The organism is Streptomyces sp. NBC_00986 (genome assembly GCF_045162565.1).
Lineage (GTDB): Bacteria > Actinomycetota > Actinomycetes > Streptomycetales > Streptomycetaceae > Streptomyces.
On sequence record NZ_CP108733.1, the window covers coordinates 1326511 to 1350717 of the forward strand.

Consider the following 24207-nt stretch of genomic DNA (forward strand, 5'->3'; position numbering starts at 1 on the left):
GATGCCGGACGAGGAAGACAACGCGGTGAACAACGGGGTGGACACCACCACGGACCACGTGGTGACGCGACTCTACGGTGAGCCGTTCGACAGCGGCTTCGCTCAGGCCGAGCGCCTTCACCTGGCCGCCGATCTCGCCGCCGCGGTCGCTGTCTACGAGGAGTTGCTCACCCTGGCCGAGTCCATCGAGGACTCCCCCGACGTGCGGTTCCTGCGGGCGCATCTGCTGGCCGACCTCACGAGTGTCCACCTCGCCGCGACGGATCTGGCCGGGGCTGAGGACACCAACAAGCGGTCCCGTGCCCTGCTCGACGACATCGCCTCGGCACCGATGGGGCCGCGCGGCCGTCAACTGTGGCTGGAGGTGCTGCTGCGCACGCTGATCGCCGGAGCCGATCTCCTGCGCAGGACCGGGCGCCTGGACGAGGCGCTGGCCTGTCTCGACGAAGCGGCGGTCAGGCTGCCCGAGTTCGACGACCCCGACGGACTGCGCACCTCCGAACTCGGCCTGAACCGCGTGCACTTGCTCATGGACAGGGGTGAGTGGGGCGCGGCCGAGGACCAGGCGTCGGCGCTGCTGTCGACCACACCGACGACCGCGGTGGAGACCGTCCCGCGGCTCCTGGTCGCCCTCGGACTGATCTGCTCCTCGACCGGGCGGTTCGATCCTGCCGAGGACTACTTCGCCCGCGCGGAGGACCGCTTCCGGGTGATCGGCGACATCGGTGGGGAGCGGACGCTGCTCGCGCACCGGGCGTACGCGGCGATGCACCAGGGTGAACTCCACCTCGCGGAGCGGCTGTTCGCGGAGGCGTCCGCGTTCTTCGAGGGGCAGCGGTGGTACGGCGATCTGGCTGTCTGCGAGCAGGCCCGTGCCTTTCTCGCCGGTCGGCGTGGCGACGCCCTCGGCGCGGAGGAGCTGCTGGCGGCGAGCCTGTCCCGGTTCGAGCGGCTCGGCGCCTCGATCGCCGCCGCGGACACCATGCTGCTCGGCGCCCAACACGCGTACGACCGGGGCGACATCGAGGAGATGAAGCGGCTGGCGCAGGAAGCCCGGGACGTGTACCAGGAGCGGGAGGTGTACGAGCGGTGCGCGCAGGTCGACCTCATGCTCGCCCGCACGCTTGAGGACAACCTGCACCGGACCGATCACGGCGGTCACGAGCGGGAGTCCATCGACACCGCGCTCTCCTTCGCCCTGCCCGCCGCGCTGGCCCTGGAGGCGGCGCGCTACGACTTCGCGACCGCCCATGCCCGCAGCCAGTGGCTCGAACTCGCGGACGAGGCCATGCAGTTGGTGTTCCGTCTCGTGATGCGCCGACAGGACCAGGGTCTGCTCTTCGAACTGGCCGAACACCGTTGCGCGGGCGCCTCGTTGGCCCTGGACCGCACACCGCCCGCCGCCGAGCCGGTCGAAGACCCCGCGTCGGTCTTCCCGAGTGCGGCCATGAAGTCGTACGCGCACCACGAGCACGCCGAGGGCGCGATGACGCTCGGCGGTGTCGCGGCGGAGGCCGCCGCCTCGGTCGGCCTGCGGGTGGCGCCGCCGCCGAAGGTGCGGATGGCGGCGCAGTCGGGCCCGGGCCGTGTCGCGCTCCAGGAGTACATCGCGGCGGCCGAATTCCGCTATCACCGGCGGATCGCGCACGAGGAAGCGGTGCCGTTCTGGATCACCGACGACCTGACGAGCCGGCCGGTGGTCCAGATCCGACTGGCCGACGCAGGCGACCTGTTCATGACCTGGACGTGGGCGGGCGGAGCACGGGGGTTCGGTACCGGTCAGGGGCCACGTGACGAAGTTGACCAGGCCGTAAGGGAGTTGACCGACGCACTGCCGGGAGCGGGTGACGGAGCGGAGGGCATGCGGCGGGCGTTCGACGAGGGCGCGCTGGCCCAGCAGGGAAGCGAGCGCCGACTCGCGCGAACGCTGGCCGAGGCCCTGTGGCCGGAGCAACTGACCGCGCAGATACGCCAGGTGGCGGAACGGGCGGGCCGTCCCCTCGTACGGATCCAGCCCTCGCCCCGGGTCGCCCAGGTCCCCTGGGAACTGCTCGCCGTCGACGACGGGACCGACGTACGGCTCATCGACCTCGCGGATGTCGTGACCACCGCACCGGCGTCGTTGCGGCCACGGAAGCCGGCGCCCGCACCAGCACAGAACACCGGCACCGGCCCGGTCGTTCTCGTCCTGGACCCCCGTGTCCCCGGCTTCCGCGCCGACTCCCCGCTCGGCTCGGTGCTGGGACCGCCCGGCTCCGACCCGGAGTTGTTGTCCCTGGTCCGGGCCCGCCTCGACGCGGGCGCCGTCGTACCGTCCGTCGCGACCCCCGTGGAAGCCTTCCGCCGCACGGACCTGGACCGGGACTGGCTGAGCGGTGTGCTCCGCAGGGGCGCCCGCAGGCTGATGTACGTCGGGCATGTGAGCGGTGCGCCGGTCGAGGGCGGGCAGAGCGAGGACGGCGCCCTGCACCTGTGCTGCGACGCGGGCGCCTCCGGCCTCGCCGAGCCGCTCCGTACCCACCGGCCGCTCTCCGCCAAGGACTTGCTGCTGGGCTCGCTCCCCCTGCGCGCGGACGGGGAACCGGGCGCGCTGATCTGGCCCGCGCCGCCCCGTGTCGCCCTCATCGGCTGCGAGAGCGGGGGCGATCTGCGGTTCGCCGAGTCGTTCGGCCTGGCGACGGCGATGCTGTACAACGGCGCCGAGCTCGTCACCGCGACCCGCTGGGTCCTGCCGACCAGTTTCGCGTTCCACCGGCTGGCTCGACTGCCGGAGTCCGTACGGCCGTTGTCGGAGGCGATCGTCGCCGTGGACACGGCGCACGAGGACGAGGACCCCGTGCGGAGCCTCGGCGGCTGGCAGCGCGAGCAGCTCGACCGCTGGCGCGCGGACGGCCGTATCGAGCACTCGCCCCTGTTGTGGGCGGCCATGACCTGCGTCGTGGTGTGACGGGTCAGAGCCGCACGACGATCAGGGCCGTGTCGTCGGTGGCGCCCCCGTGCGGGAGGAGTTCGAGGAGTACGGCGTCCGCGAGAGATTCGGGGTCGGCGTTCCGGTGGTGGACCATGGAGTCGGCGAGGCGGGCCAGGCCCTTGTCGATGTCCTCGCGGCGGCGTTCGATCAGGCCGTCGGTGTAGAGGACCAGGGTGGAGCCGCGGGAGAACGTGGTGGTGGCCTGCGGTCGGGGTATCGGGTCGGGGCGGGCGTCGAGCGGCGGGTCGGTGGCCCGGTCGAGGAGTTCCACGCTGCCGTCGGGGTGGACCAGGGCGGGCGGTGGGTGTCCGGCGCTGCTGTAAGTGATGGTGTGCCGGTCGAAGTCGACGAAGGTCGTGACCACCGTGGCGGACTCGGCGCCGTCGACCACGTTGGCGTAGCGGCCCAGGACGTCGAGCGCCTCGGCCGGGCCGTCCGCGACCCGGGAGGTGGCGCTCAGGGCGCTGCGCAGCTGGCCCATGACGCCGGCGGCGGCCAGGCCGTGGCCGACGATGTCCCCGACGGAGACGCCGATGCGGTTACCGCCGACCAGGTCGACGACGTCGTACCAGTCGCCGCAGACGTTCAGGGTGCCGACGGCGGGGCGGTAGCGCACGGCGATCTGATGGCCGGCGCCCTGGCGGCGGGTGGGCAGCATCGCCTCCTGCAGGGCCAGGGCGACCTCGCGTTCGCGGGCGTGGGCGCCGCGCAGGCGTTCGTTGACCTCCTGGAGTTCGCGGGCGCGGGTGTACAGCTCGGCCTCCAGGACACGGGTGCGGCCGCTGCCTGAGCCGCCGCGGGCACGGATCAGTTCGGTGACCTCCTCAACCCGGTGGACGAGGAGGACGACCTTGCCGTCCGGGCCGAGCACGGGGGCGTTGACCGGGCTCCAGTAGCGCTGGTCCCACTGGCCGGGGCACTGCGTCGACTCGACGTCGTAGCGCTGGAGGGCCATGGTGTCGCGTTCGCCGGTGGCTATGACGCGGCGCAGCGAGGTCTCCAGGTTGCGCATGCCGGTGGCGGCCGGGTCGTTCGGGTTGTCGGGGAAGACGTCGAAGAGGAAGCGTCCGACGACCTGCTCGCGGGTGCGGCCGGACATGCGGAGGAACTCCTCGTTGGCGTCCGCGTACACCAGGTCGAGTGTCAGCAGGGCCACCATGCCGGGCAGTCCCTGGAACACCGCCGCGTAGTCGATCTTCGCGTCCGTCATGGCCCTGCCACCAATCGCCGCTATCACACCATTTTCCCACGATATAAGCAGACCGATATAAGCAGACCGGGTGTGACTCAGGGGGCACTTTGCGTTCACCCGGTCACTCAGTGCCACTGGGTGGGTAGGGTGCCCCGGTGACAACGCCCTCCTCCCCCACCCGACTGATCACGCTGCGCGGCAACAGCGCCTCCGGCAAGAGTTCGGTGGCCACCGGTCTGCGTGAGCGGTACGGCCGCGGGATCGCCCTGGTCCGTCAGGACGTCCTCCGGCGCGAGGTGCTGCGCGAGCGCGACATCCCCGGCGGCGCGAACATCGGCCTGATCGACCTGACCGTCCGGCACGCACTGGCGAACGGCTTCCACACCGTGCTGGAAGGCATCCTCCACGTCCCCCACTACGGCGAGATGCTGACCGGTCTGCTCGCCGACCATCCGGGCCGCACGCACTGCTACTACCTCGACGTGCCGTTCGAGGAGACCCTGGCCCGGCACGCCACGAAGCCCATCGCCGACGAGGTCACCGAGGAGCAACTCCGGGAGTGGTACCAGCCGTTGGACCTGCTGCCCGGTGGTGTCGAGACGGTGGTCCCGGCGACGAGCCCGCTGGAGGGGACGGTCGACCGGGTGCTGCACGAGTCCGGGCTCTGCGCCTCGCCGTGCGCGCACGTCGGCCCGGCTCCCGCCCGCACACCGGCATCGTGATCGACGGCGAGAGTGCGGGTGCCGCCGCGGGCCGGCTGACCGGGTGCGCTGTGACCGGTGAGCGTCCGTTGTCCGGGGCTGTCACCGAAGTCGCCCTCGACGGCGGGCAGTTGGTGGTGGTCAAGGGTGACGAGGCGCCGGGGGCGGTGCGGGCCGAGGCGGCGGGGCTGCGGTGGCTGGCGGACGCCGGGGCGGTCCGTGTCCCGACGGTGCGCGGGCGGGACGAGCACTGGCTGGTCACCGATCTCGTCCGCACCGGCCCGCCGAGTGCGCGAGCCGCCGTCCGGTTCGGCCGCGACCTGGCCGCCCTGCACGCCTCCGGCGCACCGGCCTTCGGTTCACCGCCGCCCGGCGGTCCCACGGACGCGTACATCGGGCTCGCCCCGATGCGCAACGTGCCCGGCGCCGACTGGCCCAACTGGTATGCCGAGCAACGGGTGTTGCCGTATCTGCGGCGCGCGGTGGACACGGGCACCATCCGGCCCACCGAGGCGACCGTGATCGAGCAGGTATGCGAGCGGCTGCCCCGACTCGCCGGTCCCGCCGAGCCGCCCGCGCGGCTGCACGGTGACCTGTGGAACGGGAACGTGCTCTGGGGCGCCGACGGACACGTCTGGCTCATCGATCCGGCCGCGCACGGCGGACACCGGGAGACCGACCTGGCGATGCTGCGCCTCTTCGGCTGTCCGCACCTGCCCGAAGTGCTCGACGGCTACGGGGAGTTGATACCGCTCGCTTTCGGCTGGGCCGATCGCATCGGGCTGCATCAGCTGTTTCCGCTGCTGGTGCATGTGGTGCTGTTCGGGCGCGGCTATGCCGAGCAGGCGATGTCGGTGGCGCGGGCGGCCCTGGCCGGATGATGCCGGGCGGGGGGGGGATGACACCGGTCAGGGTCGCTCACCACGAAAGGCTGGTCAGACGTGCGGGCGGCGGCCCCGCTCCTGGTGCGGGAACTTCTGGTCCACGCCCGGCAGCGTGGGCTTCGGGAGTGTCGCCACTTCCTCCTTCGCCTTCTCCAGCTGCTCCGCCGTGTCGTCGGGCAGCCGGGGCGTGCGCGGGCGGGCGTCGCGGAAGCGGAACGCGGAGGTGAAGTCGCCGAAGGTGTCACGGCGCCAGTCGGTGACGTTCGGCTCCTCGACGCCGGTGAAGCGCTCCAGGAACTGCAGCGCCGAGGTGTGGTCGAAGGCCTCCGAGGCGACCCAACCACCCACGGTCCAGGGCGAGATGATGATCGCGGGGACGCGGAAGCCACCACCGATCGGCAGCCCCTGGATGAACTCGTCCTTCGTGCCCGCGGGCGGGGTCGGCGGCACGACGTGGTCGAACAGGCCGTCGTTCTCGTCGTAGTTGAGAATGAACGCGGTCTTGCGCCACACCTTCGGGTTCGACGCGATCGCCTCGATCTTCGACGCGACATAGTCGGCACCGGCGGCCGGAAGGTAGTCCGGATGCTCCGACTGGTAGCTCGTGGGGCAGATCCACGACACCGTAGGCAGCCGGTCGTTGCGCGCGTCGTCCTCGAACGTGCCGTGCGGCTGCGGGCGTACGCCCCGCTCGTACAGGTCGGAGCCGGGCTGGGCGTTCTTGAAGGACGCGAACTGCTCCAGCATGTTGGTGCCGTAGTCGTCCTCCTCCTGGTACACCTTCCAGCTGACGCCGGCGTTCTGGAGGCGCTCCGCGTACGTCGTCCAACGGTAGGGCGTCGGCGCGACGTTGCTGATGATCGGGCCGCCCTGCGTGCCGCCGGGGTCGATCGAACCGGTCATCCACATCAGCCGGTTGGGCCAGGTGGGCCCGAACACCGAGCAGAAGTAGTTGTCGCAGATGGTGAAGGTCTCGGCGAGCGCGAACTGGAACGGGATGTCCTCGCGCGTGTAATAGCCCATCACGTAGGGGCCGTTGACGCCGTCGGCCGCGCGGTGGGCCGGCAGCCACTGGTCCATCTTGCCGTTGTTCCAGGCCTGGTGCTGGACCGACCAGGCGTGGCTGGTGGACGGGATGGCCTGCGCGCTGGAGGTGTGGGTGTCGAGGTGGAACGGGAGGAGGTAGCCCTTCGGGTTCACCGCGTCCGGCTGGTAGAAGACGCTGCGCCCGGTGTCGAGTTTGCGTGCGTGCGGATCGGCGAATCCGCGAACGCCGGACAGCGTGCCGAAGTAGTGGTCGAACGACCGGTTCTCCTGCATCAGCATGACGACGTGTTCGATGTCGCGCAGCGAGCCGTTCTTCGGCGGCTCGGCGGCGACGGCTTTCTGGACGCTCGGCGGGAGGAGGGAGAGAGCCGCGGCGCCGCCCACCGCGCCCGCGGCGGAACCCAGGAGTCTGCGACGTGTCAACTCGGCCATGATTGCCCCTTCTTGAAGAGCTTCGAGGGATCTCGTGGACCAGACATCGGATCACTCTCCGCCCATTTCGGTATGGGGTGTCAGGGGCGTGCGATGAATTTGCGGCCAACGTGCGGAAAGGGGTTGGCCAAGCCGTGACCGGCAACATCGGGGCGTTGCTCGGGTGTTGCCAAACCTTGGGGGACGGCTGGCCATCACATGAGTCGGCGGGAGCGAGGGCTCCGGTGGCCGATTCGTTTCCCGATTGCGAAGTTCACCGAGCGTCGCGCCCGGCTCGCGCCCGGACAGCCGTACGGAAAGACGGACACGCGTACGGAAAGATCGGGTGGATCGGCGAGAAGCACCCAGAAGTGGGCCTCAGTAGCCCGCAGCGGGGCCGACCGGTCAAGCCGGATTTCTCGGGCGGAGTCGGGCGGCGATCGCGGCCACGTCGTCCTCCGCCTCCTGGACGTGGAGGCGCAGCACGATGTCGTCGAGGAGACGGGAGACGCCCTGGCCGGGGTGGAGGCGCAGGCGGGCCAGCCGGTCCAGGGAGACGTCGATGTCCTCGCCGCGGCGCTCGACCAGGCCGTCGGTGAACATCACCAGGGTGTCCTCGGGGGTGAGGGCGAGCGTGGTCATCTCGTAGTCGGCGAGGCCCGTGCCGAGGGGTGGGCCGACGGGGACGGGGATCAGTTCGCCGGCGCCGTCGCGGTGGAAGACGGCGGGTGACAGATGGCCGGCGCTGGAGAAGGCGGCCGTGCCGCGGTCCGGGTCGAGGAGGGCGAGCAGGCAGGTCGCGGGGCGGCGGTTGTGCTCCTCGGACATGGCGGTGTCCATCTGGCGCAGGATGCGGTGGGGCGGCAGATCGGTGGAGGCGACGTAGCGCAGCATCGAGCGGTACGCGTTCATGTCGACCGCCGCGTCCAGACCGTGCCCCATGACGTCGCCGATGACGAGGAGGGTGCGGCCGTAGTGCAGTCGTACGGCCTCGAACCAGTCGCCGCCGACGAGGGTGCCGCTGCCCGCGGGCAGGTAGCGGGTGGCCATCTCGACGTTGGGGTGGGGGCGGCTGGGTTCGGTGAGCAGGACCTGTTGCAGGTTCAGGGCGGTGGTGCGCAGGCGGTGGTGTTCGACGGCGTGGTGCAGATGGGCCGCGGTGAGCCGGGCGGCGTAGTGCACGGCGGCGGCCTCGTCGTCGCCGAAGGTCCGGCCGGCGCGGACCGCGAGGAGGGCGCCGTAGGCCTTGCCCCAGGCGGTCAGCGGGACGGAGAGGGCGGACAGTACGCCGTGGTCGTTCGTGGTGAAGGACGTGGTGATCGGGTGGCCCTCGTCCAGGGCGCGGACCATGACGTCCTCGCGCGGCGCGGTCCGCAGGCTGTCGAGCAGTTCGCTGCGGCCCGCTTTCGCCATCGGGTGCAGCATGGCGTGCGGTGCCGGGCGCTCCTCGTCCTGCGCGAACAGGTCCACGGCGGCGGCGTCGCACAGCCCGTCGACGAGGAACCTCGCGCACTCCGCCGCCGTCCTGCGCTCGTCGAGCGTCGACCCGATCGCGGACACGGCCCGCTCCGCGAGCACGAACCGATCCGTCGAGCCCACCTCTGCCCCGCCAACCCCGTCGCCGTCCAAGACCGTCCCTTTCTGCCGCCCCCCATCCCAACACCCGCGCGACCGATCGGACGGTAGCGACCCGTGGTCCGGTGCGATCGGGTCGGGGTGGGGGCTGGTCGCAGGGTACGAAACTCCCTGGCCACAGCGCCCGTAGCGCCGATACCGTCCGATCCGGTCCCTTGATCCCCTGCGCAGAGAGCGACTCCGATGACGACCCAGCAGCCGACGACCACCCTCTGGCGCCCCACCGGCCCCAAGGAGCTGGACCTGGTCCGGGCGCTCGGCTGGCGCGCCTGGCCGCCCCGGCTGCCCGAGCAGCCGATCTTCTACCCGGTCCTCAACGAGGACTACGCGATCCGGATCGCGAGGGACTGGAACGTCAAGCACGACGGCGCCGGTTTCGTGACGCGCCGCTCGGCGACCGGCAGAGCTGGCTGTCCAACCTCGATCCGACACCGGCGTTCCTCTTCGGGCACGGCCTGTCGTACACGACCTTCGAGATCGACGGGCTCGGCGTGGACCGCGAACTCGTGCCGGTGGACGGCGAGTTAGCGGTCGGCGCGCGGGTGCGGAACACGGGCGCGGTCGCGGGGACCCAGACGGTGCAGCTGTACGCGATCGACCCGGTCGCCCAGGTGACCCGGCCGGTGCGGTCTCTGCTCGCCTTCGCCAAGGTGGCCCTCGAACCCGGTGAGCAGGCGACGGTCCGCTTCCACGTCCACACCGACCGGCTGGCGTTCACCGGCCCGGCCGGCACGCGCATCGTCGTGCCCGGCGAGATCCTTTTGGAGGCGGGCTCCTCCAGTCCGGACACACCGGTGCGGGAGACCATCCAACTCGTCGGTGAGGAGCGGGATGCGACCGTACTGCGGCAGCACACGGTGCCGGTGAGCGTCGAGCGGGAGTAAGCAGCAGTGGCACGTACGCGAAGCGGCGCCACCGTGTCCGACGGTGGCGCCGCTTCTGTCGTGTGCCTAGGCGCGGCTCCATTGCTGGGTCGCGTTGCCCAGCCCGGTCCACAGCTCGACCTTCGAGCCGTTGGCCGTGCCCCAGTTGGTCACGTCGATGACCAGGCCGTTGGCCCGGTTGACGATCGTGCCGTCCACGCGGAAGGCCCACTTCTGGCTGGACTTTCCGTTGCAGGCCCAGAGGATGAGCGTGGTGCCCGCGGTGGTTCCGTCACCGTTCGCGGCCAGGCAGTTGCCGTTGACACGGAGTTCGCCCGCGGCGGTCTGCGTGATGGTCTGGTTGGCGTTGCCCGAGCAGTCGTAGATCTGGACCTGGACGCCCGTCGCGCCGTTCGGGACGTCGAGGCAGCGGCTGGAGTACGTACCCTTCAGGGTGAAGGTGGAGGCGGTGGGGAGCGGGTCCTGGACCAGTTGCCAGTCCTGGGAGCCGTCGGTGGTCGCCGCCGCGACGGTGACGGAGCCGCCCGCCGTCGAACCGGTCATGTAGAGATCGGTGTTGAGGACCGAGCGGAGCTTGTAGTAGCCGCTGGTCGACGACGCGACCTGGGTCCACTGTTTGTCGGTGGCCCCGTCGTCGACCCACTGCGCCAGCTTCTGCCCGGCCGTCGCGGTGCCGGTCCAGATGGCGACCGAGCGGCCACCGGCCTTGTTGAGCAGCGTGACGTTGCTGCCCTTGGCGGTGAGGTGCCAACGCTGGGTGCCGTCAGTGGAGTTGGCCGCGCTCAGCACGAGGTCGGGGGTGTTCCCGGTGAGGTTCGCGTCCTGGGTCTTGCCGGACGCGGTGCTGAGCACCTGGCCGGTGAGCCGGTTGACGAGGCTGTAGTAGGCGCCGTCGGAGCGGCCGAGGTCGACCTCGGCGTACTTCACGGGGCCGACGCTGGTCCCGCTCCACGATGCCTGGAGCACGAGCACGCGTCCGGTGCCGTCGACGTACTGGAGCATCCGGCTGTACCCGGCGGCGATCGACGTCTTGTACTCCTTCCAGGTGCCGGTGGACAGCCCGGACTCGTTCACCCAGACGTCACCGCTGCCGGCAGCGTTGTAGACGATCCGGCCGTCGGGCATCGGGAGCAGGACGGGGCTGCCGCCGGTGGCCAGGGTGGCTCCGCCGGAGGGTACGGGCAGTGAGGTGATCGCGGCGTCGGTGGCCGAGAAGAACTTCGTCGGGTCGTCGGATATCCGGTAGCGGACGTTGGTGCCGCCGCCCCAGTACTCGTACGTGAGAAGCCACTTGCCGTCGGTCGTCGGGGCGATGGTCGTCATGCCGGGGCGGCCGCCGCCGATCTCCGTCTTGCCGTTGCCCATGCTCACCGTGGAGCCGGGGACGTCAACGACCGGGGAGCTCCAGGCAGTTGAGCTGGATCCGTCCCAGGTGCGGTGCAGGAGGACCTGGCCGCCGGAGTCCGTCGCCGTGGCGTTGTCCGGGTCGAGGGTCGGCGCACCGGAGGTGGTGTTGTAGCCGGTGTAGTCGTCCTCGTCGGAGTAGTAGGCGATCAACGTGCCGTTGTGGGCGAGGAGATGGGGTTCCCACACGGGGTCGACCTGCGCGTAGGTGTTGGCCGTGGAGACCCGGCCGACGCTGCCGGCGCTGCCGCCCTGCCAGCCGCCGGCGGCGATGATGTTCTGGATGGTCCAGGTCGCGCCGTCGTCCGTGCTGGAGTACAGGGCGAGTGCCACGTCCTTGCGGTCGCCGTCACTGGTGGGCGTCCAGCTGGAGTTGGCGGCCTTCTGCTCCTGGTAGTAGTAGTCGTCGCCCGAGACGATGCTCGCCAGAAGCAGCGTGCCGGCGCTCAGGCTGCCGACGTTCTGCGGGAGGACGTAGAGATACGGGTTGGTCCAATTGCTCGTGTATTTCGCGTACTTGGAGTCGCTGGAGAGATACGCGGGGGCTTTGACGTCGGACAGTTTCGCCCACGTCGTGCCGTCGTCGTCGCTCTTGTACACGGGCAGTGTCTGGCCCACCGGAGCGGTCTGGTCGTTCTCGAAGGTGGCCACGATCCGGCCGTCCGCCAGTTGGGCCGACTTCGGATAGAGAACACACGGACTCTTGCTGCACGCGGCGGTGTTGGTCGCCGTATACAGATTCGCGGGACTCGGCTGATAGGCCGACGCACTCGTCGTAGAGGCGATGGCGAATGCCACGCCCATGCCGAAGGCGGTCGCCGCAGCGAAAGCTTTTCGCGCCCAAGATCTGGTCAACGGCGTTCCTTTCACCGGGGGAAGGCGCGCACCACGTTCCAGGGGCACCGGAATTTCCGGAGGTCCCAGGGGGATGGAATGGGGGTGCGGAGCAGGAAGCCAGTATTCGGATGCGACACCGCGATGTCACCGGCACGTGTCGAAAGTGTTTCGCAGGATTGCGAGTTACGCGGTATTGACGTGCTTCACGGAACGGCGCCCGGACGTCGAAGTCCGCAGGACGAGTTCCGTGGCCAGCTCGATGCGCGGGGACACCGGCGGCCGCCCCTGGGCGAGTTCGAGGAGCACTCGGGTCGCCTCGCGCCCCAGCTCCTCGAAGGGCTGGCGTACCGCGCTCAGCGGTGGGCAGGCCATGGCCGCGACGAGGGTGTCGTCGAAGGACATGACCGCCAGGTCGTCCGGTACGGCGAGGCCCTGCTGACGGGCCGCCTCCAGCACGCCGAGCGCCTGTGCGTCGCTGGCCGCGAAGACGGCCGTGGGCGGGTCGTCGGCGCGCAGGATCTGACCGGCGGTGGCCAGGGCCTCGGCGTAGTCGAAGTCGGTCGAGCGGACGATCGCCGGATCGTAGGCGATCCCGGCCTCCTCCAGCGCGGCCCGGTAGCCGTGCACACGCGCGGCCCCGGCCAGGGAGTGGGATCGGCCGGCGACCATGCCGATCCGGGTGTGCCCGAGCCCCAGCAGGTGCTGTACGGCGTCGCGGGCGCCGCTCCAGTTCGTCACGCCGATGCTGGGGATGTCCTCGGAGGGCGCGCTGAGCGGGTCGATCAGGACCACCGGGAGGCGCTGTTCGACGATGCGGCGCTGGTCCTCCTCGGACAGCATCGAGATCACGATGACGATCCCGGCCCCGCCGAGCGCCACGCACTGCTCCAGCCACCCGGAGATCGACCGCCTGCTCGTCGTCCCGGTGACCACGTCGATGCCGAGCGCCCCGGCCGCGTCCACGATGCCGCGGACCACCTCCAGCGTGTACGGCCCGGACAGGTCACGGAACACCGCGATGATCTGCCGGGGTGTCGCGGGATCGCGCTCCCACGGGCGTACGAAGCCGTGCCGGGCGAGGAGTTCCTCGACCCGCTCACGTGTCCGCGCGCCGACGTCCCGGCGCCGGTGCACCACCTTGGACACCGTGCTGAGCGAGACACCCGCCTCCGTGGCGATGCTCGTCAAGAGGCCGTACTGCGCCTCCAGTTGGCCCTTGCCGCGACCTGTCACCCGATGTCCGTTCCGCTCGCCGAACACCGATGCGCCGGACCGCATCGCGTACCTGGCCAGTAACTTTGCCGCAACGTAACGGGACGCGGGGCGCGGAGGCAAGACCGGTGCACGCCCCTCTCACACGGTTCGACCTGCGGGGAACATGCGGCCCTCATTCCACGCGAGCCGGATCAGCGGTGCGATGCACGGTCTCGGCGATCCGCACGAAGGACCGGGTCAGTGGAGTGGTGTCGTCGGCGCGCCAGGCGATGACGAGACTGGTCGGCGGCATGTCGGTCAACGGCACCACCGTCAGCCCCTGCGGCAGGCCGTGCCCGAGCGGCATGAGCCCCACGGTGCCGTTCCACAGCACGGACTGCAGGCACTCCCGAGCCGTCCGTACGACGGGCCCGTCACGGCGCCGGCCGTCGCCCGCCGCGCCCGTCCAGTAGGCGTGCCACACCGGGTCCGTGCCGTCCGGGAAGCGGAACCAGCGGCGCTCGGCGAGGTCTGCCAGGCGCAGGCCGTCGCGGTGGGCCAGGGGGTCGTCCGTGCGGAGGACCACGCCGACCCGCTCCGAGCGCAGGGTCCGGGTGGTGATGCCGGTGTCGTCGAAGGGTGTCCTGGTCAGCGCCACGTCGACGAGCCCGGCCCGTAGTCCCGCGGTCGGATCGGTCAGGTCCGACTCACGGATGAGGATGCGGGCGGCGGGGTGGTGCTCGCGATAGGCCGCGGCGAGTCTGGTACCGAACTGCTCTGCGCTGTCGGCGAGGGTGCCCACGGTCAGGGTGACCGGTCCGGCCAGCTCGGTGACGCGCTCCCGCATCCGGTCGGCCCGCGCCAGCAGCGCGCAGGCCTCCTCGTGGAGCAGGACACCGGCCGGGGTCAGCGCCACCCCCGTCGGCGAGCGGAGCAGCAGGACACAGCCGAGGTCGGCCTCCAGCTGTTTGATCGCCCGGCTCAGCGGCGGCTGGGTCATCCGAAGGCGCGTGGCGGCCCGGCCGAAGTGGAGTTCCTCGGCGACCGCCACGAAGTAGCGCAGCGTGCGTAGCTCCATGACCGGCGATGATACCGACGCGGTATCGGCCGTTCAGGATCGGTCTTGGACACCCTTGGGGGTCCGGCGGTGGAGTGGTGGGCGAACGAGACCGTCGTACTGCTGAGGAGTCACCATGGCCGACCGTGTGTCGCACGACCCCGTCGTGCACATCGCCGAAGTCCGGGAACTGGACCGCGACTTGGTGGTCGTACCCGACGGGCGGGTGCAGTTGGTGCCCAACATCGGTGTCATCGGCGGCCGGGACGCGGTGCTCGTCGTGGAGACGGGTCTGGGGCCACGGAACGCCGAGAAGGTGCTGGAGTTCGCGACCGAGTACGCCAGGGGCCGCAGGTTGTACCTCACGACGACCCACTTCCACCCTGAACACGCCTTCGGGGCGCAGGCGTTCACGGGCGAGGCGACGTTCCTGGTGAACCGCGCGCAGGCCGAGGACCTGAAGGTGAAGGGCGCGGGCTATCTCGACATGTTCCGGGGTCTCGGCGAGCCGGTCGCCCGGCAGCTCGAGGGTGTCGTCCTGCCGGAGCCCGACCTCGTCTACGACGAGGCGTACGACCTCGAACTGGGCGGCCGGGTCGTGCAGTTGCGGGCCACCGGCCGGGCGCACAGCAAGGGCGACCAGGTGGTGCGGGTGCCGGACGCGGGCGTGCTGTTCACCGGGGACCTGGTGGAGGCGGGGCAGTTCGCCATCTTCCCGTGGTTCCCGCCGTACGACACCGACGTGTCCGGCACGCGCTGGCTCGCGGTGATGGAGCGGCTGGCGGGTGAGGGGGCGCGGGTCGTCGTACCGGGCCATGGGGCCGTCGGCGGGCCGGAGTTGCTCGCGGACGTCCGTGACTATCTGCGGCTGCTGCGGGACGAGACGTGGGTGCGGCGTGACTCGGCGATGAGCGAGGAGACGATCGTCGAGGAGGTCCGGGCGCTCATGATCGAGCGGCATCCGGAGTGGGCCGAGCGGGACTGGATCGAGAAGGGGGTCGGCTGCCTGTGCGCCGAACACCCGGCGTGAGCAGGCGAGTTACGACGCGCTGGTCACGAAGCCGTCCCTGGCCGTGTCGAACACGGGACGGTAGGTGTCCCACTTCGCGTCCGGGGCCGAGAGGTAGATGTCGTACTCGCGGCCGCCCTCCCGGCCGAAGCCGAGGTCGATGGCGCGGAACACCCGGACCCGGCCCTGGAAGGTGAACTCCCAGATGGCGGCGGGCTGTTGCTGGAAGGTGGTCTGCTGCATACGGAGCCTGCGGTACGAGGGGTAGTTGACCTTGGTGTTGGCCTCGATGTCCGCGAAGTGCGTGCTCGGGTTGGGGCCCGCCGGGTCCACGATCCCGATGGTGAGCCCGGTCAGGCCCGTCTCGTCGGTGTAGGTGACGCCCTCCGCCGTCCGCTTGCCGGCCTTCCAGCCGTCCGGAACCGGGAAGGAGACGCCGAGTTGACGGTCCCGGACGAGGTGATAGCCCTCCGGCACGGGCGAGGCGGAGGCTGAGTCCGTCGTCGTGGGCCGCGAAGTCGCTTGCCCGGGAGCGGACTTGGAGGTCGTGTGCAGCACGAACGCCGTGGCCGCGACAGCGGTGGCCACGGCAATGCAGGTCGCCCCGATCACGAGCCCCTTGCGGCTCCGGCGCCGCCCACGGCCGGAATCTCCCGCAGGTTTCGGCTCAGGTGCCACGACGGGCAAGTCGGCGGTGGCCGGGGCCAGTTGGGCCGTCGAATCGCCCCACCACGCGGTCTGCAGCGCCCGTTCCGCCTGCTCCGCCGTCGGCCGCTCGTCGGGCTCCTTGATGAGCAGAGCCTCGATGAGCGGCTCCAGCGGTCCGGCCTGCTTCATGGGTTCCATCGGGTCCGTGGCGATGGCGTACGCGGTCTCCATCGCGGTGACCCGGCGGAACGGCGGGCGTCCCTCGACGGCCTGGTAGAGCGTGGCGCCCAGGGCCCACAGGTCGGAGGCGGTTCCGGGGGTGAGCCCGCGGATCCGTTCCGGTGCCATGTAGTGGATGGAGCCGACCATCTCGCCGGTCTTGGTCAGCGTCGACGTCCCGTCCGTCATGGCGATGCCGAAGTCGGTGAGGACGAGCCGGTCGCCGGTGCCGAGGAGGACGTTGCCGGGCTTGACGTCGCGGTGCAGCACACCGGCGGCGTGGGCGGCGCGCAGGGCGGCGACCATGTCGATGCCGATGCGGGCCGCCTCCTGGTACGGGAGGGTCCGGCCGTCCTTGAGGAGTTCGGCGAGCGTGGGGCCCGGGACGTACTCCATGACGATGCAGGGGCGGCCCTCGTCGTCCACGACGTCATGGACGACGATCACGTTCGGGTGGGCGATGCGGGCGGCGCTGCGGGCCTCGCGGCGGGTGCGCTCGAAGAGGGTGGCGAGTTCGTCCGCGGAGAGTTCCGGCCTTACGTGGAGCCGCTTGATCGCGACCTGGCGGCCGAGCACCTCGTCGTCGGCCCGCCAGACGGTGCCCATGCCGCCGCGGCCGATCTGCTCGGTCAGCCGGTAGCGCCCGGCGATGCGACGCCCTTCGTCCGACACGGTGTCCTCCGCCGGTTCTGTCCACGTTCGATTCGCCTGGTCACCATAACCGGCTCTTGTCCCGGATCATGTGGGGCGGATCACGGTGCCCACCGTCACCGTGAGGGTCGCCCACCTCGACTGGAGGGTGGAGAGGGTCTAGTACCCCGGTACTAGTCACCCCGGCCGCTTTCACTTCCCCGGTGCTGCGGATACGAGGAAAGCCGCTCTTAGCGTGAAGGCGTGGGTCGCGCAGGCCCTCCTCTTTCTATCGAACCTGGTGGGAGTACCCCATGGCCACCTTCCTCTACCGGCTGGGCCGGTTCTCGTTCAGGCGGCGACGGCTCGTCCTGATGCTGTGGATCGCCGTCCTGGCGGTCGTCGGCATCGGTGCCATGAACGTCTCGACGAGCACATCCGACAGTTTCAGCCTCCCCGGCACACAGTCGCAGAAGGCGATCGACCTGCTGGAGAAGGAGTTCCCGCAGGCATCGGCCTCCGGCGCCACCGCCCGCGTGGTGTTCGAAGCGCCCAAGGGGCACACACTGGCATCCGGCGCCGACAGGACCGAGGTCCAGTCGCTGATCGCCGACCTCAAGAAGGCGCCCCAGGTCGCGAACGTCTCCGACCCGTACCAGAGCGGCCTGATCAGCAAGTCCGGCACCATCACCTACGCCCAGGTCACCTACAAGGTCGGCCAGCCCGACGTCACCGACGCCGCGCGCGACGCGCTGCACTCCGTGGCCGACCGGGGTGAGAAGGCCGGCCTCGCGGTCAGCATGGGCGGCAACGCCGTACAGGAGAAGGCGGGCAGCAGCAGCACCGAGCTGATCGGTCTGCTGATCGCGGCGGTGGCGCTCGTCATCACCTTCGGGTCGCTGCTCGCGGCCGGGCTGCCGCTGCTGACGGCGATCTTCGGGGTCGGGACGGCGGTCGCCGCCATCACGGTCGCCAGCTCGATCTTCAACCTCAGCTCGGCCGCCACGACGCTGGCGCTGATGCTGGGCCTGGCGGTGGCCATCGACTACGCCCTGTTCATCGTCTCCCGGTACCGCAGCGAGATCCGCGACGGCCACGAACCGGAGGAGGCCGCGGGCCGCGCCCTGGGCACCGCCGGTTCCGCGGTGGTGTTCGCCGGTCTCACGGTCGTCATCGCCCTGGCCGGCCTCAGCATCATCGGCATCAGCATGCTGACCACCATGGGCCTGGGCGCCGCATTCGCGGTCGTCGTCGCCGTACTGATCGCGCTGACCCTGCTGCCCGCGGTGCTGGGCTTCGCCGGGATGCGGATCATGGGCAACCGGTTCACCAGCCGCCGGATGCGCGCTCTCCAGGAGGGCGGCAAGGGTGAGGCGGCGGGCGTGCGCTGGGCCCGGTTCGTGACCCGCAACCCGCTGAAGATGCTGGTCGTCTCCGTCGTCGGACTCGGCGTCCTCGCCATTCCCGCCCTGTCGATGCGCCTTGCCCTGCCCGACGACAGCACATCCGCGCCGGGCACCAGCGAGCGCATCGCCTACGACACGATCACCAAGGGCTTCGGCGACGGCTACAACGGCCCGCTGACCGTGGTCATCGACGGCCAGAGCGGCAGCGCCGCCAAGACCGCCGCGCAGGACGCGGCGGCCCAGCTCGGCAAGCTGTCCGACGTCGCCGCCGTACGCCCCGCGGTGTTCAACCAGAGCGGCAAGGTGGCGCTGATCTCCGTCGTGCCTAAGAGCTCGCCCACCAGTGCGGACACCGTCGACCTGGTCTCCCAGATCCGCGACCGGGGCACCGCCCTGAAGGACGACACCGGCGCCGAACTGATGGTCACCGGCACCACCGCGCTGAACATCGACGCGTCCAACAAGCTCAGCGGCGCCCTGATCCCGTACCTGGGTGTGGTCGTCGGCCTGGCCCTGATCCTGCTGCTCCTCGTCTTCCGCTCGATCCTGGTCCCGCTCAAGGCGGCCCTCGGCTTCCTGCTCAGCGTGCTCGCCACGCTCGGTGTGGTGGTCGCGGTGTTCCAGTGGGGCTGGCTGGCGGACCTGTTCGGCGTCAACCAGACCTCGCCGATCGTGAGCGTCCTGCCGATCTTCATGATCGGCGTGGTGTTCGGGCTCGCCATGGACTACGAGGTGTTCCTGGTGACCCGGATGCGTGAGGAGTACGTCCACGGGGCCGAGCCCACGGAGGCCGTGATCGCGGGCTTCCGGCACAGCGCCCGGGTGGTCACGGCCGCCGCGGTCATCATGATCTCCGTGTTCGCCGGGTTCCTGCTGGACGACGTGGCGCTGATCAAGTCGATCGGCCTGGGCCTCGCCGCCGCCGTCCTCTTCGACGCCTTCGTGGTCCGGATGACGCTCGTGCCCGCGATCATGACCCTGCTCGGCCGCCGCGCGTGGGCGCTGCCCGGCTGGCTCGACCGGAAGCTGCCCAACGTGGACGTCGAGGGCGAACGGCTGCGCCACCTGCTGGCCGACACCCCGGAGGAGCACTCCGCCGGCGCGGACCAGACGGCCGTGTCGTCCGGCGCCACCGGCAAGAGCTGAGGGAGCGGCCGTACGATCCACACCAGGACGCCGACCGGTCGTACGGCCCCGCCCCTGTCGATCACACCGTCCCCGCCCGTCGGTCCCCTTCCCCCCGGGACCCGCGGGCGGCCCGCCTGCACCATGGAGGGTGTCTTCCGTGACCGCACCGCCCAAGGACCGGTCCGTCCATCCTGAGAGCCTGATCGGACGGACCCGGCTGGGCGACTCCGAGTACCGGTCGGTCGTCCGGCTGCTCACGTGGCTGGGGCGGGTGCGAGCGGTCGACCTGGCGCATCCGCGGGTCAGGCGGTGGGGGGTGCCCGCCTGCTATGCCCTCGCCGGTATTCCGGCCCTGGTCCGCGCGGGCCACGATTCCGTCGCCGCCTTCGTGCTGATGCTGGCGATCACGGCGGGGTACACCGTGCCGTTGCTGTGGCGGCGGCAGCGGCCTGTGCTGGTCTTCGCCTTCCTGGTGGTCATCTCCGAGGTGTCCTTGTCCCTGGGGGTGGACTCGGGTTCGAGCGCCACCCAGCTGGTCGCACTGCTCAACCTGGGACGCTTCGGGGCCCCCGGCCAGCTGGCCGTCGGCGTCGCCTACACCCTCGGGCAGACCGCCGTGTCGTTCATCTTCTTCAACGGCGGCTCCAGGCTGGCGAACGACGATGCCAGCACCTCGGTACTGGCATTCCTCGCCGTGGTCGCCGTGCTGTCGATGGCCGCGCTGGGGCTGGCCGGAAAACTGGTGAACGCCTACATCGAGGCCCTCCAGGAGCACGCCGTACGGCTGGAGAAGGAGCGCGACCAGCGCGCCCAGTTGGCCGCGGCGACCGAACGCGCCCGCGTGGCACGGGAGATGCACGACATCCTCGGCCACACCCTCGCCGTGATCGTCGGTCTCGCGGGCGGCGCCGCCGGGCTCGCCGAGACCAAGCCGAAGCGGGGCGCGGACACCCTGCGGATCATCGCCGAGAGCGGGCGCGGTGCCCTGGCCGAACTGCGCAGGCTGCTCGCCGTCATCCATGACGACGAGCCCGCCGACACCCCGCTCGCGCCCCAGCCCGGACTGGCCGATCTGGGCGCCCTCATGGAACGGGTGAGGGCCGCGGGCCCCGCCGCCACCCTCCACCTCAAGGGCGAACTCACCGGTCTCGCCCAGGGACTTCAGCTCGCCGTCTACCGCATCGTGCAGGAAGCTCTCACCAACACGCTCAAGCACACGGCACCGAACACGACGGTCGAGGTCACGGTGACGGCCGCCCCGGACGCGGTGATCGTCACCGTCGAGGACACCGGCCCGCACAAAGCGTCCGCCACCGACGAACAGGGCAAGGGCCTGGTCGGCATGCGCGAACGGGCCGCGCTCTACGGCGGACAGGTCGTCGCGGGCCCCAACTCCCGTGGTGGCTGGACCGTCCGCGCCCTCCTGGTCCCCATCCCCACCGCCCCCGACCTCACGGAGAAGCACTCGGCATGACCACCGTCCTCATCGTCGACGACCAGGCCCTGCAACGCCTCGGCTTCAGCATGCTCATCGAGCAGTACCCCGACCTGAGCACCGTCGGCGAGGCCACCCACGGCGTCGAGGCGGTCCGGCTGACGGCCGAACTCCGCCCCGACGTCGTCCTGATGGACGTCCGCATGCCCGGCATGGACGGCATCGAGGCCACCCGCCGGATCGTGCAGTCGGGCGGCCGCTCCCGCGTCCTGGTGCTGACCACCTTCGACCTCGACGAGTACGCGTACGCAGCACTCCGCGCCGGGGCCAGCGGCTTCCTCCTCAAGGACGCGCTGCCCGAGGAACTCGTCGCCGGCATCCGCGCGGTGGCCGCCGGGGACGCCGTCATCTCCCCCGGCCTGACCCGCAAACTCATCGACGCCTTCGCCGACCGCATGCCCGGCCGCACCGCCGAACAGGACCGCCGCCTGGACGCCCTCACCGACCGGGAGCGCGAGGTCCTCACCGTGATGGCGGCCGGCTGGAGCAACACCGAGATCGCCGAGCGCCTGTGCCTGGCCGAGTCCACCGTCAAGTCCCACGTCAGCCGCATCCTCGCCAAGGTCGGCGCCCGGGACCGCGTCCAGGCGGTGATCTTCGCGTACGACGCGGGGCTGGTGCGGCCGGCCTGAGGTCTTCCGTCAGGCTGTCGGCACGGTCACGAACTGCCCGATCAGCGCGGTGAGTCGGGTCGGCTTCTCCACGGGCAGTTCGTGGCCGGCGTCGACGATCCGCACGACCGCGTCCGGGTAGGCGTTGGCCATCCGCAGCATCTGGGAGAGCGGCAACTGGATGTCGTGGTACCCGTGGACGATGAGCGTGGGCGCGCTGATCTCGCCGACGCGGTCCAGCACGTCGAAGGCCCGCATGGCGCCGTAGCAGGTCATGACGACCTCGCGGGGTGTGGCGGCGGAGGCGTCGATGTACTCGCGGATCTTCTCCTTGGGGTAGCCGGGGGCGAAGGCGCGCTGGATGTTGACGGCGACGAACAGCTTGAACGGCAGCAGTGTGGACACCGCCAGCAGCAGTCCGCGCGCCCAGCTGTAGGTCATGCGGCTGATCGAGTCGACCAGCACCATCCGCTCGACCCGCTCGGGGTGATCCAGGACGAGGGTCTGGGCGATCATCCCGCCCATGGAGTGCCCGACCGGCACGAACCGGTCGACCTCCAGATGATCGAGCAACGCGACGACATCGGCGGCGAGTTCGCCGACCGTCCGTGCTCCGGCACCGGTGCTCTCCCCATGCCCGCGCAAGTCGAGCCGTATCACTCGCCGCCCGACCGCGAAGTGCGCGAACTGGTCGTCCCAGCGGTGCCGGTCGGCCGTCCACCCGTGGATGAACACGAGCGGCACGCCGCCGTCTCCGTCGCGGGGGCCCTCGTCGTCGTACACGAGTACTGCGCCGTTGACTTCGAGCTTCGGCATGGGTGACTCCTGTGGTGCGGCATCGACCGGCGTGAGCCCGATCTTGCCCTGGACTCGGCGGAGTTGGCCTAGCGGACGGTATCCGCAACGAGATCGAGATCGTCGGGAGTCGGGTGCGCTCACCCCTGCGGGCTCTCAGGTCGTCGGAGCGCGCGGCGCCGTGCAACTCCCGTTCGGGGCATGGCCTGTCGGCCAGGGGAGGGTGACGAAGCGGTCGGTGCGGGTGAGGGGGTCGAGGCGCACCACGGCGACCGCCTTGTCGTAGGGGTTGCCCTGGTTGTCGAGGCAGATCCAGCCGCTGGCGCCCTCGACGCGGTGGGCGCCGTGCAGGCGTAGCCACGCGTTGCGGACCTCGTCGGTGGAGGGGACCGCGTGGCCGTGGACGGCTTCGTCGCGGATGCCCTCGATCGCGGTCCAGGCCGAGTCGTAGGTGATGATGGCGCGGGAGTCGGCCAGGTCCACCGGGCCGACGGAGCCCGTCACTTGACGGTTCGTCAACTCCTTCAGTGTCCTGAAGGCTTCGGCCGAGCCGCCCGTGGCCGGGGTGTTCGGGCCGGTCCAGGCGTCCGGGTGGGAGGAGGCGGTGAACTCCAGTGTGACGCCGTGCCGGAGGGTGTCCCACTCCAGATCGCCGTCCAGGGGAAGGGCGTTGGCGGCCGGGCCCGTGATGACGGTGTACGAGCGGACGCGGTGCACCACCTGCTGCGTGACTATCCGCCGGAGATGCACCTGTCCGACCACGACGGCCTCGACGGCTGGCACATCCACTTCAGCCGCAACGGCACCCCGGCCAAGCGCTGGCTCGGCCAGCTGATCGCCGCCAAACTCGCCCTGGTCGCGGCCGGGGACCCGGCGGTGACGCTGGGCCGGTGCGCCGCGGCCGGGTGCGGAAACCACTTCGTGGACCAGTCACGGAACCGCACCCGCCGGTTCTGCTCCAACGCGTGCGCGAGCCGGACGACGGTCGCGGCGTATCGGGCCCGGGCTGCGAAGAACTCATAGCGGAGTGGGCCGGTCAGAAGCTCCGCTGCGGCCCGACTGCGCGAGTTCGTGCGGGCCCGGGTCGCGCCGTACAAGTACCCCCGGACCGTACGGATCACGGACGCGCTGCCGAAGGGGCCGGACGGCATGCGGACTTGGAGTTGGGTGGGGTGGGGTGTGCAGGTCAGCCGCCCTGGCCCGCGCTGCCGACCGGGCCGACCGTCACGGAGGAGCCGGAGCCGTTCGTGACGGGCAGGGAGGCGGCGCCCGGCCAGTCGAGGGTGACCGACTTGGTCTCGTTCGGCGGGGTCACCACCAGGCCGGTGATGCGCACGCCGGAGCCGCCCGACTTGTTGAACGGGTAGTTGACGGGGAAGTAGGTCGACTTCCCGTTCTTGAGGACGGCCGACGTGGTCTCCTGACCGGTGCGCTTCGCGGACACCGTCCCCGCGTTGGTCTTCAGGTCGACGCCCGCATACCCGGAGATCGTGCAGTCCCGGCCGCCGCCGTTCTTGAACTCGACCACGACGGTCCGGTCGGTGTCGCCGTCGATGGTGTTGTCCGTCGCCGTGATCTCCAGTTCGTCGGTACGGCACATGCCGGCCTTGGCGTTCACGTCGGCGCCGGTACCGGCCGCCGTACCCGTACCCGTGCCGCCGGAGGTCGACCCACCGGAGCTGGTCCCCGTGGTGGCCTTCGCGCCGCTCTGGTCCGAGCCGCCGGTGTCCGAACTGCCGCCCGAGGACGAGGAGTTGGATGCTGGCGATGCCGTGGGCGCGGACGACGGGTCACTCTTTCCCGTACTGGTGTCGTCGCTCTGGCAGGCCGTGAGCGAGAGACCGGCGGCGACGGCAAGGGCGGCGAAGGTGAGCTTGTGAACGCGCATCGTTTCATCCTCAGGATCGGTGGTGTCAGTGCCGGCCGCTCGGTACGGGTCGTCGGTACCAGCGGGCGTTTCTGATCATCAAGAGCGGTTCGGCCAGGTCGACCGTTCCGCCAACCACCGCATAGGACATTCCTGTTACACGCACCTCCACCTACGACGCC

General features: G+C 70.7%; 20 protein-coding genes. 10 read left to right on the forward strand and 10 right to left on the reverse strand.

Features of this window, described 5'->3' with window-relative positions:
• The first annotated feature begins 1 nt into the window (after nt 1).
• Nucleotides 2–2947 (forward strand): hypothetical protein, encoded by a 2946-nt coding sequence (locus OG504_RS05930; RefSeq protein WP_405988754.1) that lies wholly within the window; start codon nt 2–4, stop codon nt 2945–2947.
• Between the two features lie 4 nt (nt 2948–2951).
• Here OG504_RS05930 and OG504_RS05935 read toward each other — a convergent pair whose 3' ends face one another.
• On the reverse strand, nt 2952–4181 hold the full coding sequence (locus OG504_RS05935; RefSeq protein ID WP_405988755.1) for a PP2C family protein-serine/threonine phosphatase: 1230 nt from the start codon (nt 4179–4181) through the stop codon (nt 2952–2954).
• A 137-nt stretch (nt 4182–4318) separates the two neighbouring features.
• On the opposite strand from OG504_RS05935, the gene OG504_RS05940 reads away from it, so the two are divergent.
• Together OG504_RS05940 and OG504_RS05945 are read left to right on the forward strand one after the other, a co-directional pair.
• Nucleotides 4319–4885: an AAA family ATPase gene (locus OG504_RS05940; RefSeq protein ID WP_405988756.1), complete on the forward strand. Its 567-nt coding sequence runs from the start codon at nt 4319–4321 to the stop codon at nt 4883–4885.
• Nucleotides 4882–5745, forward strand: coding sequence for a fructosamine kinase family protein (locus OG504_RS05945; RefSeq protein WP_405988757.1), 864 nt, complete (start codon nt 4882–4884; stop codon nt 5743–5745). The genes OG504_RS05940 and OG504_RS05945 overlap by 4 nt, the downstream gene beginning before the upstream one ends.
• Nucleotides 5746–5799: 54 nt before the next feature.
• Here the strand turns inward: OG504_RS05945 and OG504_RS05950 are convergent, their stop codons facing one another.
• Entirely contained in the window at nt 5800–7227 is a 1428-nt protein-coding gene (locus OG504_RS05950) for an alkaline phosphatase family protein (RefSeq protein ID WP_405988758.1), read from the reverse strand.
• Between the two features lie 384 nt (nt 7228–7611).
• Nucleotides 7612–8805, reverse strand: coding sequence for a PP2C family protein-serine/threonine phosphatase (locus tag OG504_RS05955; protein WP_405988759.1), 1194 nt, complete (start codon nt 8803–8805; stop codon nt 7612–7614).
• Nucleotides 8806–9024: 219 nt separating this feature from the next.
• On the opposite strand from OG504_RS05955, the gene OG504_RS05960 reads away from it, so the two are divergent.
• Nucleotides 9025–9369, forward strand: coding sequence for a hypothetical protein (locus OG504_RS05960; RefSeq protein ID WP_405988760.1), 345 nt, complete (start codon nt 9025–9027; stop codon nt 9367–9369).
• Nucleotides 9333–9725, forward strand: a complete 393-nt coding sequence (locus tag OG504_RS05965; RefSeq protein WP_405988761.1) for a fibronectin type III-like domain-contianing protein — start codon at nt 9333–9335, stop codon at nt 9723–9725. Before OG504_RS05960 ends, OG504_RS05965 begins: the two co-directional genes overlap by 37 nt.
• A gap of 66 nt (nt 9726–9791) precedes the next feature.
• Here the strand turns inward: OG504_RS05965 and OG504_RS05970 are convergent, their stop codons facing one another.
• The 3 genes from OG504_RS05970 to OG504_RS05980 form a co-directional block, all read right to left on the reverse strand.
• Nucleotides 9792–11933: an RICIN domain-containing protein gene (locus tag OG504_RS05970; protein ID WP_405988762.1), complete on the reverse strand. Its 2142-nt coding sequence runs from the start codon at nt 11931–11933 to the stop codon at nt 9792–9794.
• A gap of 216 nt (nt 11934–12149) precedes the next feature.
• Complete coding sequence (locus OG504_RS05975; RefSeq protein WP_405988763.1) at nt 12150–13244, reverse strand: substrate-binding domain-containing protein; 1095 nt, start codon at nt 13242–13244, stop codon at nt 12150–12152.
• A gap of 109 nt (nt 13245–13353) precedes the next feature.
• Nucleotides 13354–14238: a LysR substrate-binding domain-containing protein gene (locus tag OG504_RS05980; protein WP_405988764.1), complete on the reverse strand. Its 885-nt coding sequence runs from the start codon at nt 14236–14238 to the stop codon at nt 13354–13356.
• 115 nt (nt 14239–14353) lie between these two features.
• Between OG504_RS05980 and OG504_RS05985 the strand changes: the two genes are divergently transcribed.
• Nucleotides 14354–15247: an MBL fold metallo-hydrolase gene (locus OG504_RS05985; RefSeq protein WP_405988765.1), complete on the forward strand. Its 894-nt coding sequence runs from the start codon at nt 14354–14356 to the stop codon at nt 15245–15247.
• 9 nt (nt 15248–15256) lie between these two features.
• Here OG504_RS05985 and OG504_RS05990 read toward each other — a convergent pair whose 3' ends face one another.
• Entirely contained in the window at nt 15257–16765 is a 1509-nt protein-coding gene (locus tag OG504_RS05990; RefSeq protein WP_405988766.1) for a protein kinase domain-containing protein, read from the reverse strand.
• Nucleotides 16766–17037: 272 nt separating this feature from the next.
• On the opposite strand from OG504_RS05990, the gene OG504_RS05995 reads away from it, so the two are divergent.
• The 3 genes from OG504_RS05995 (at nt 17038) to OG504_RS06005 (ending at nt 21384) form a co-directional block, all read left to right on the forward strand.
• Nucleotides 17038–19275, forward strand: coding sequence for an MMPL family transporter (locus OG504_RS05995; protein ID WP_405988767.1), 2238 nt, complete (start codon nt 17038–17040; stop codon nt 19273–19275).
• Nucleotides 19276–19414: 139 nt separating this feature from the next.
• On the forward strand, nt 19415–20731 hold the full coding sequence (locus tag OG504_RS06000; RefSeq protein ID WP_405988768.1) for a sensor histidine kinase: 1317 nt from the start codon (nt 19415–19417) through the stop codon (nt 20729–20731).
• Nucleotides 20728–21384: a response regulator gene (locus OG504_RS06005; RefSeq protein ID WP_405988769.1), complete on the forward strand. Its 657-nt coding sequence runs from the start codon at nt 20728–20730 to the stop codon at nt 21382–21384. The genes OG504_RS06000 and OG504_RS06005 overlap by 4 nt, the downstream gene beginning before the upstream one ends.
• A gap of 9 nt (nt 21385–21393) precedes the next feature.
• Here the strand turns inward: OG504_RS06005 and OG504_RS06010 are convergent, their stop codons facing one another.
• A complete protein-coding gene (locus OG504_RS06010; protein ID WP_405988770.1) occupies nt 21394–22179 on the reverse strand; it encodes an alpha/beta fold hydrolase in 786 nt (261 codons plus the stop codon).
• A gap of 135 nt (nt 22180–22314) precedes the next feature.
• The gene (locus OG504_RS06015) at nt 22315–22875 is read right to left on the reverse strand and encodes a hypothetical protein (protein WP_405988771.1); all 561 of its coding nucleotides are present in this window, start codon (nt 22873–22875) and stop codon (nt 22315–22317) included.
• On the opposite strand from OG504_RS06015, the gene OG504_RS06020 reads away from it, so the two are divergent.
• Nucleotides 22870–23181, forward strand: a complete 312-nt coding sequence (locus tag OG504_RS06020) for a CGNR zinc finger domain-containing protein (RefSeq protein WP_405988772.1) — start codon at nt 22870–22872, stop codon at nt 23179–23181. The two genes, OG504_RS06015 and OG504_RS06020, sit on opposite strands and share 6 nt — an antisense overlap.
• 163 nt (nt 23182–23344) lie before the next feature.
• Here OG504_RS06020 and OG504_RS06025 read toward each other — a convergent pair whose 3' ends face one another.
• Entirely contained in the window at nt 23345–24046 is a 702-nt protein-coding gene (locus OG504_RS06025; protein WP_405988773.1) for a DUF4232 domain-containing protein, read from the reverse strand.
• Nucleotides 24047–24207 lie beyond the last annotated feature (161 nt).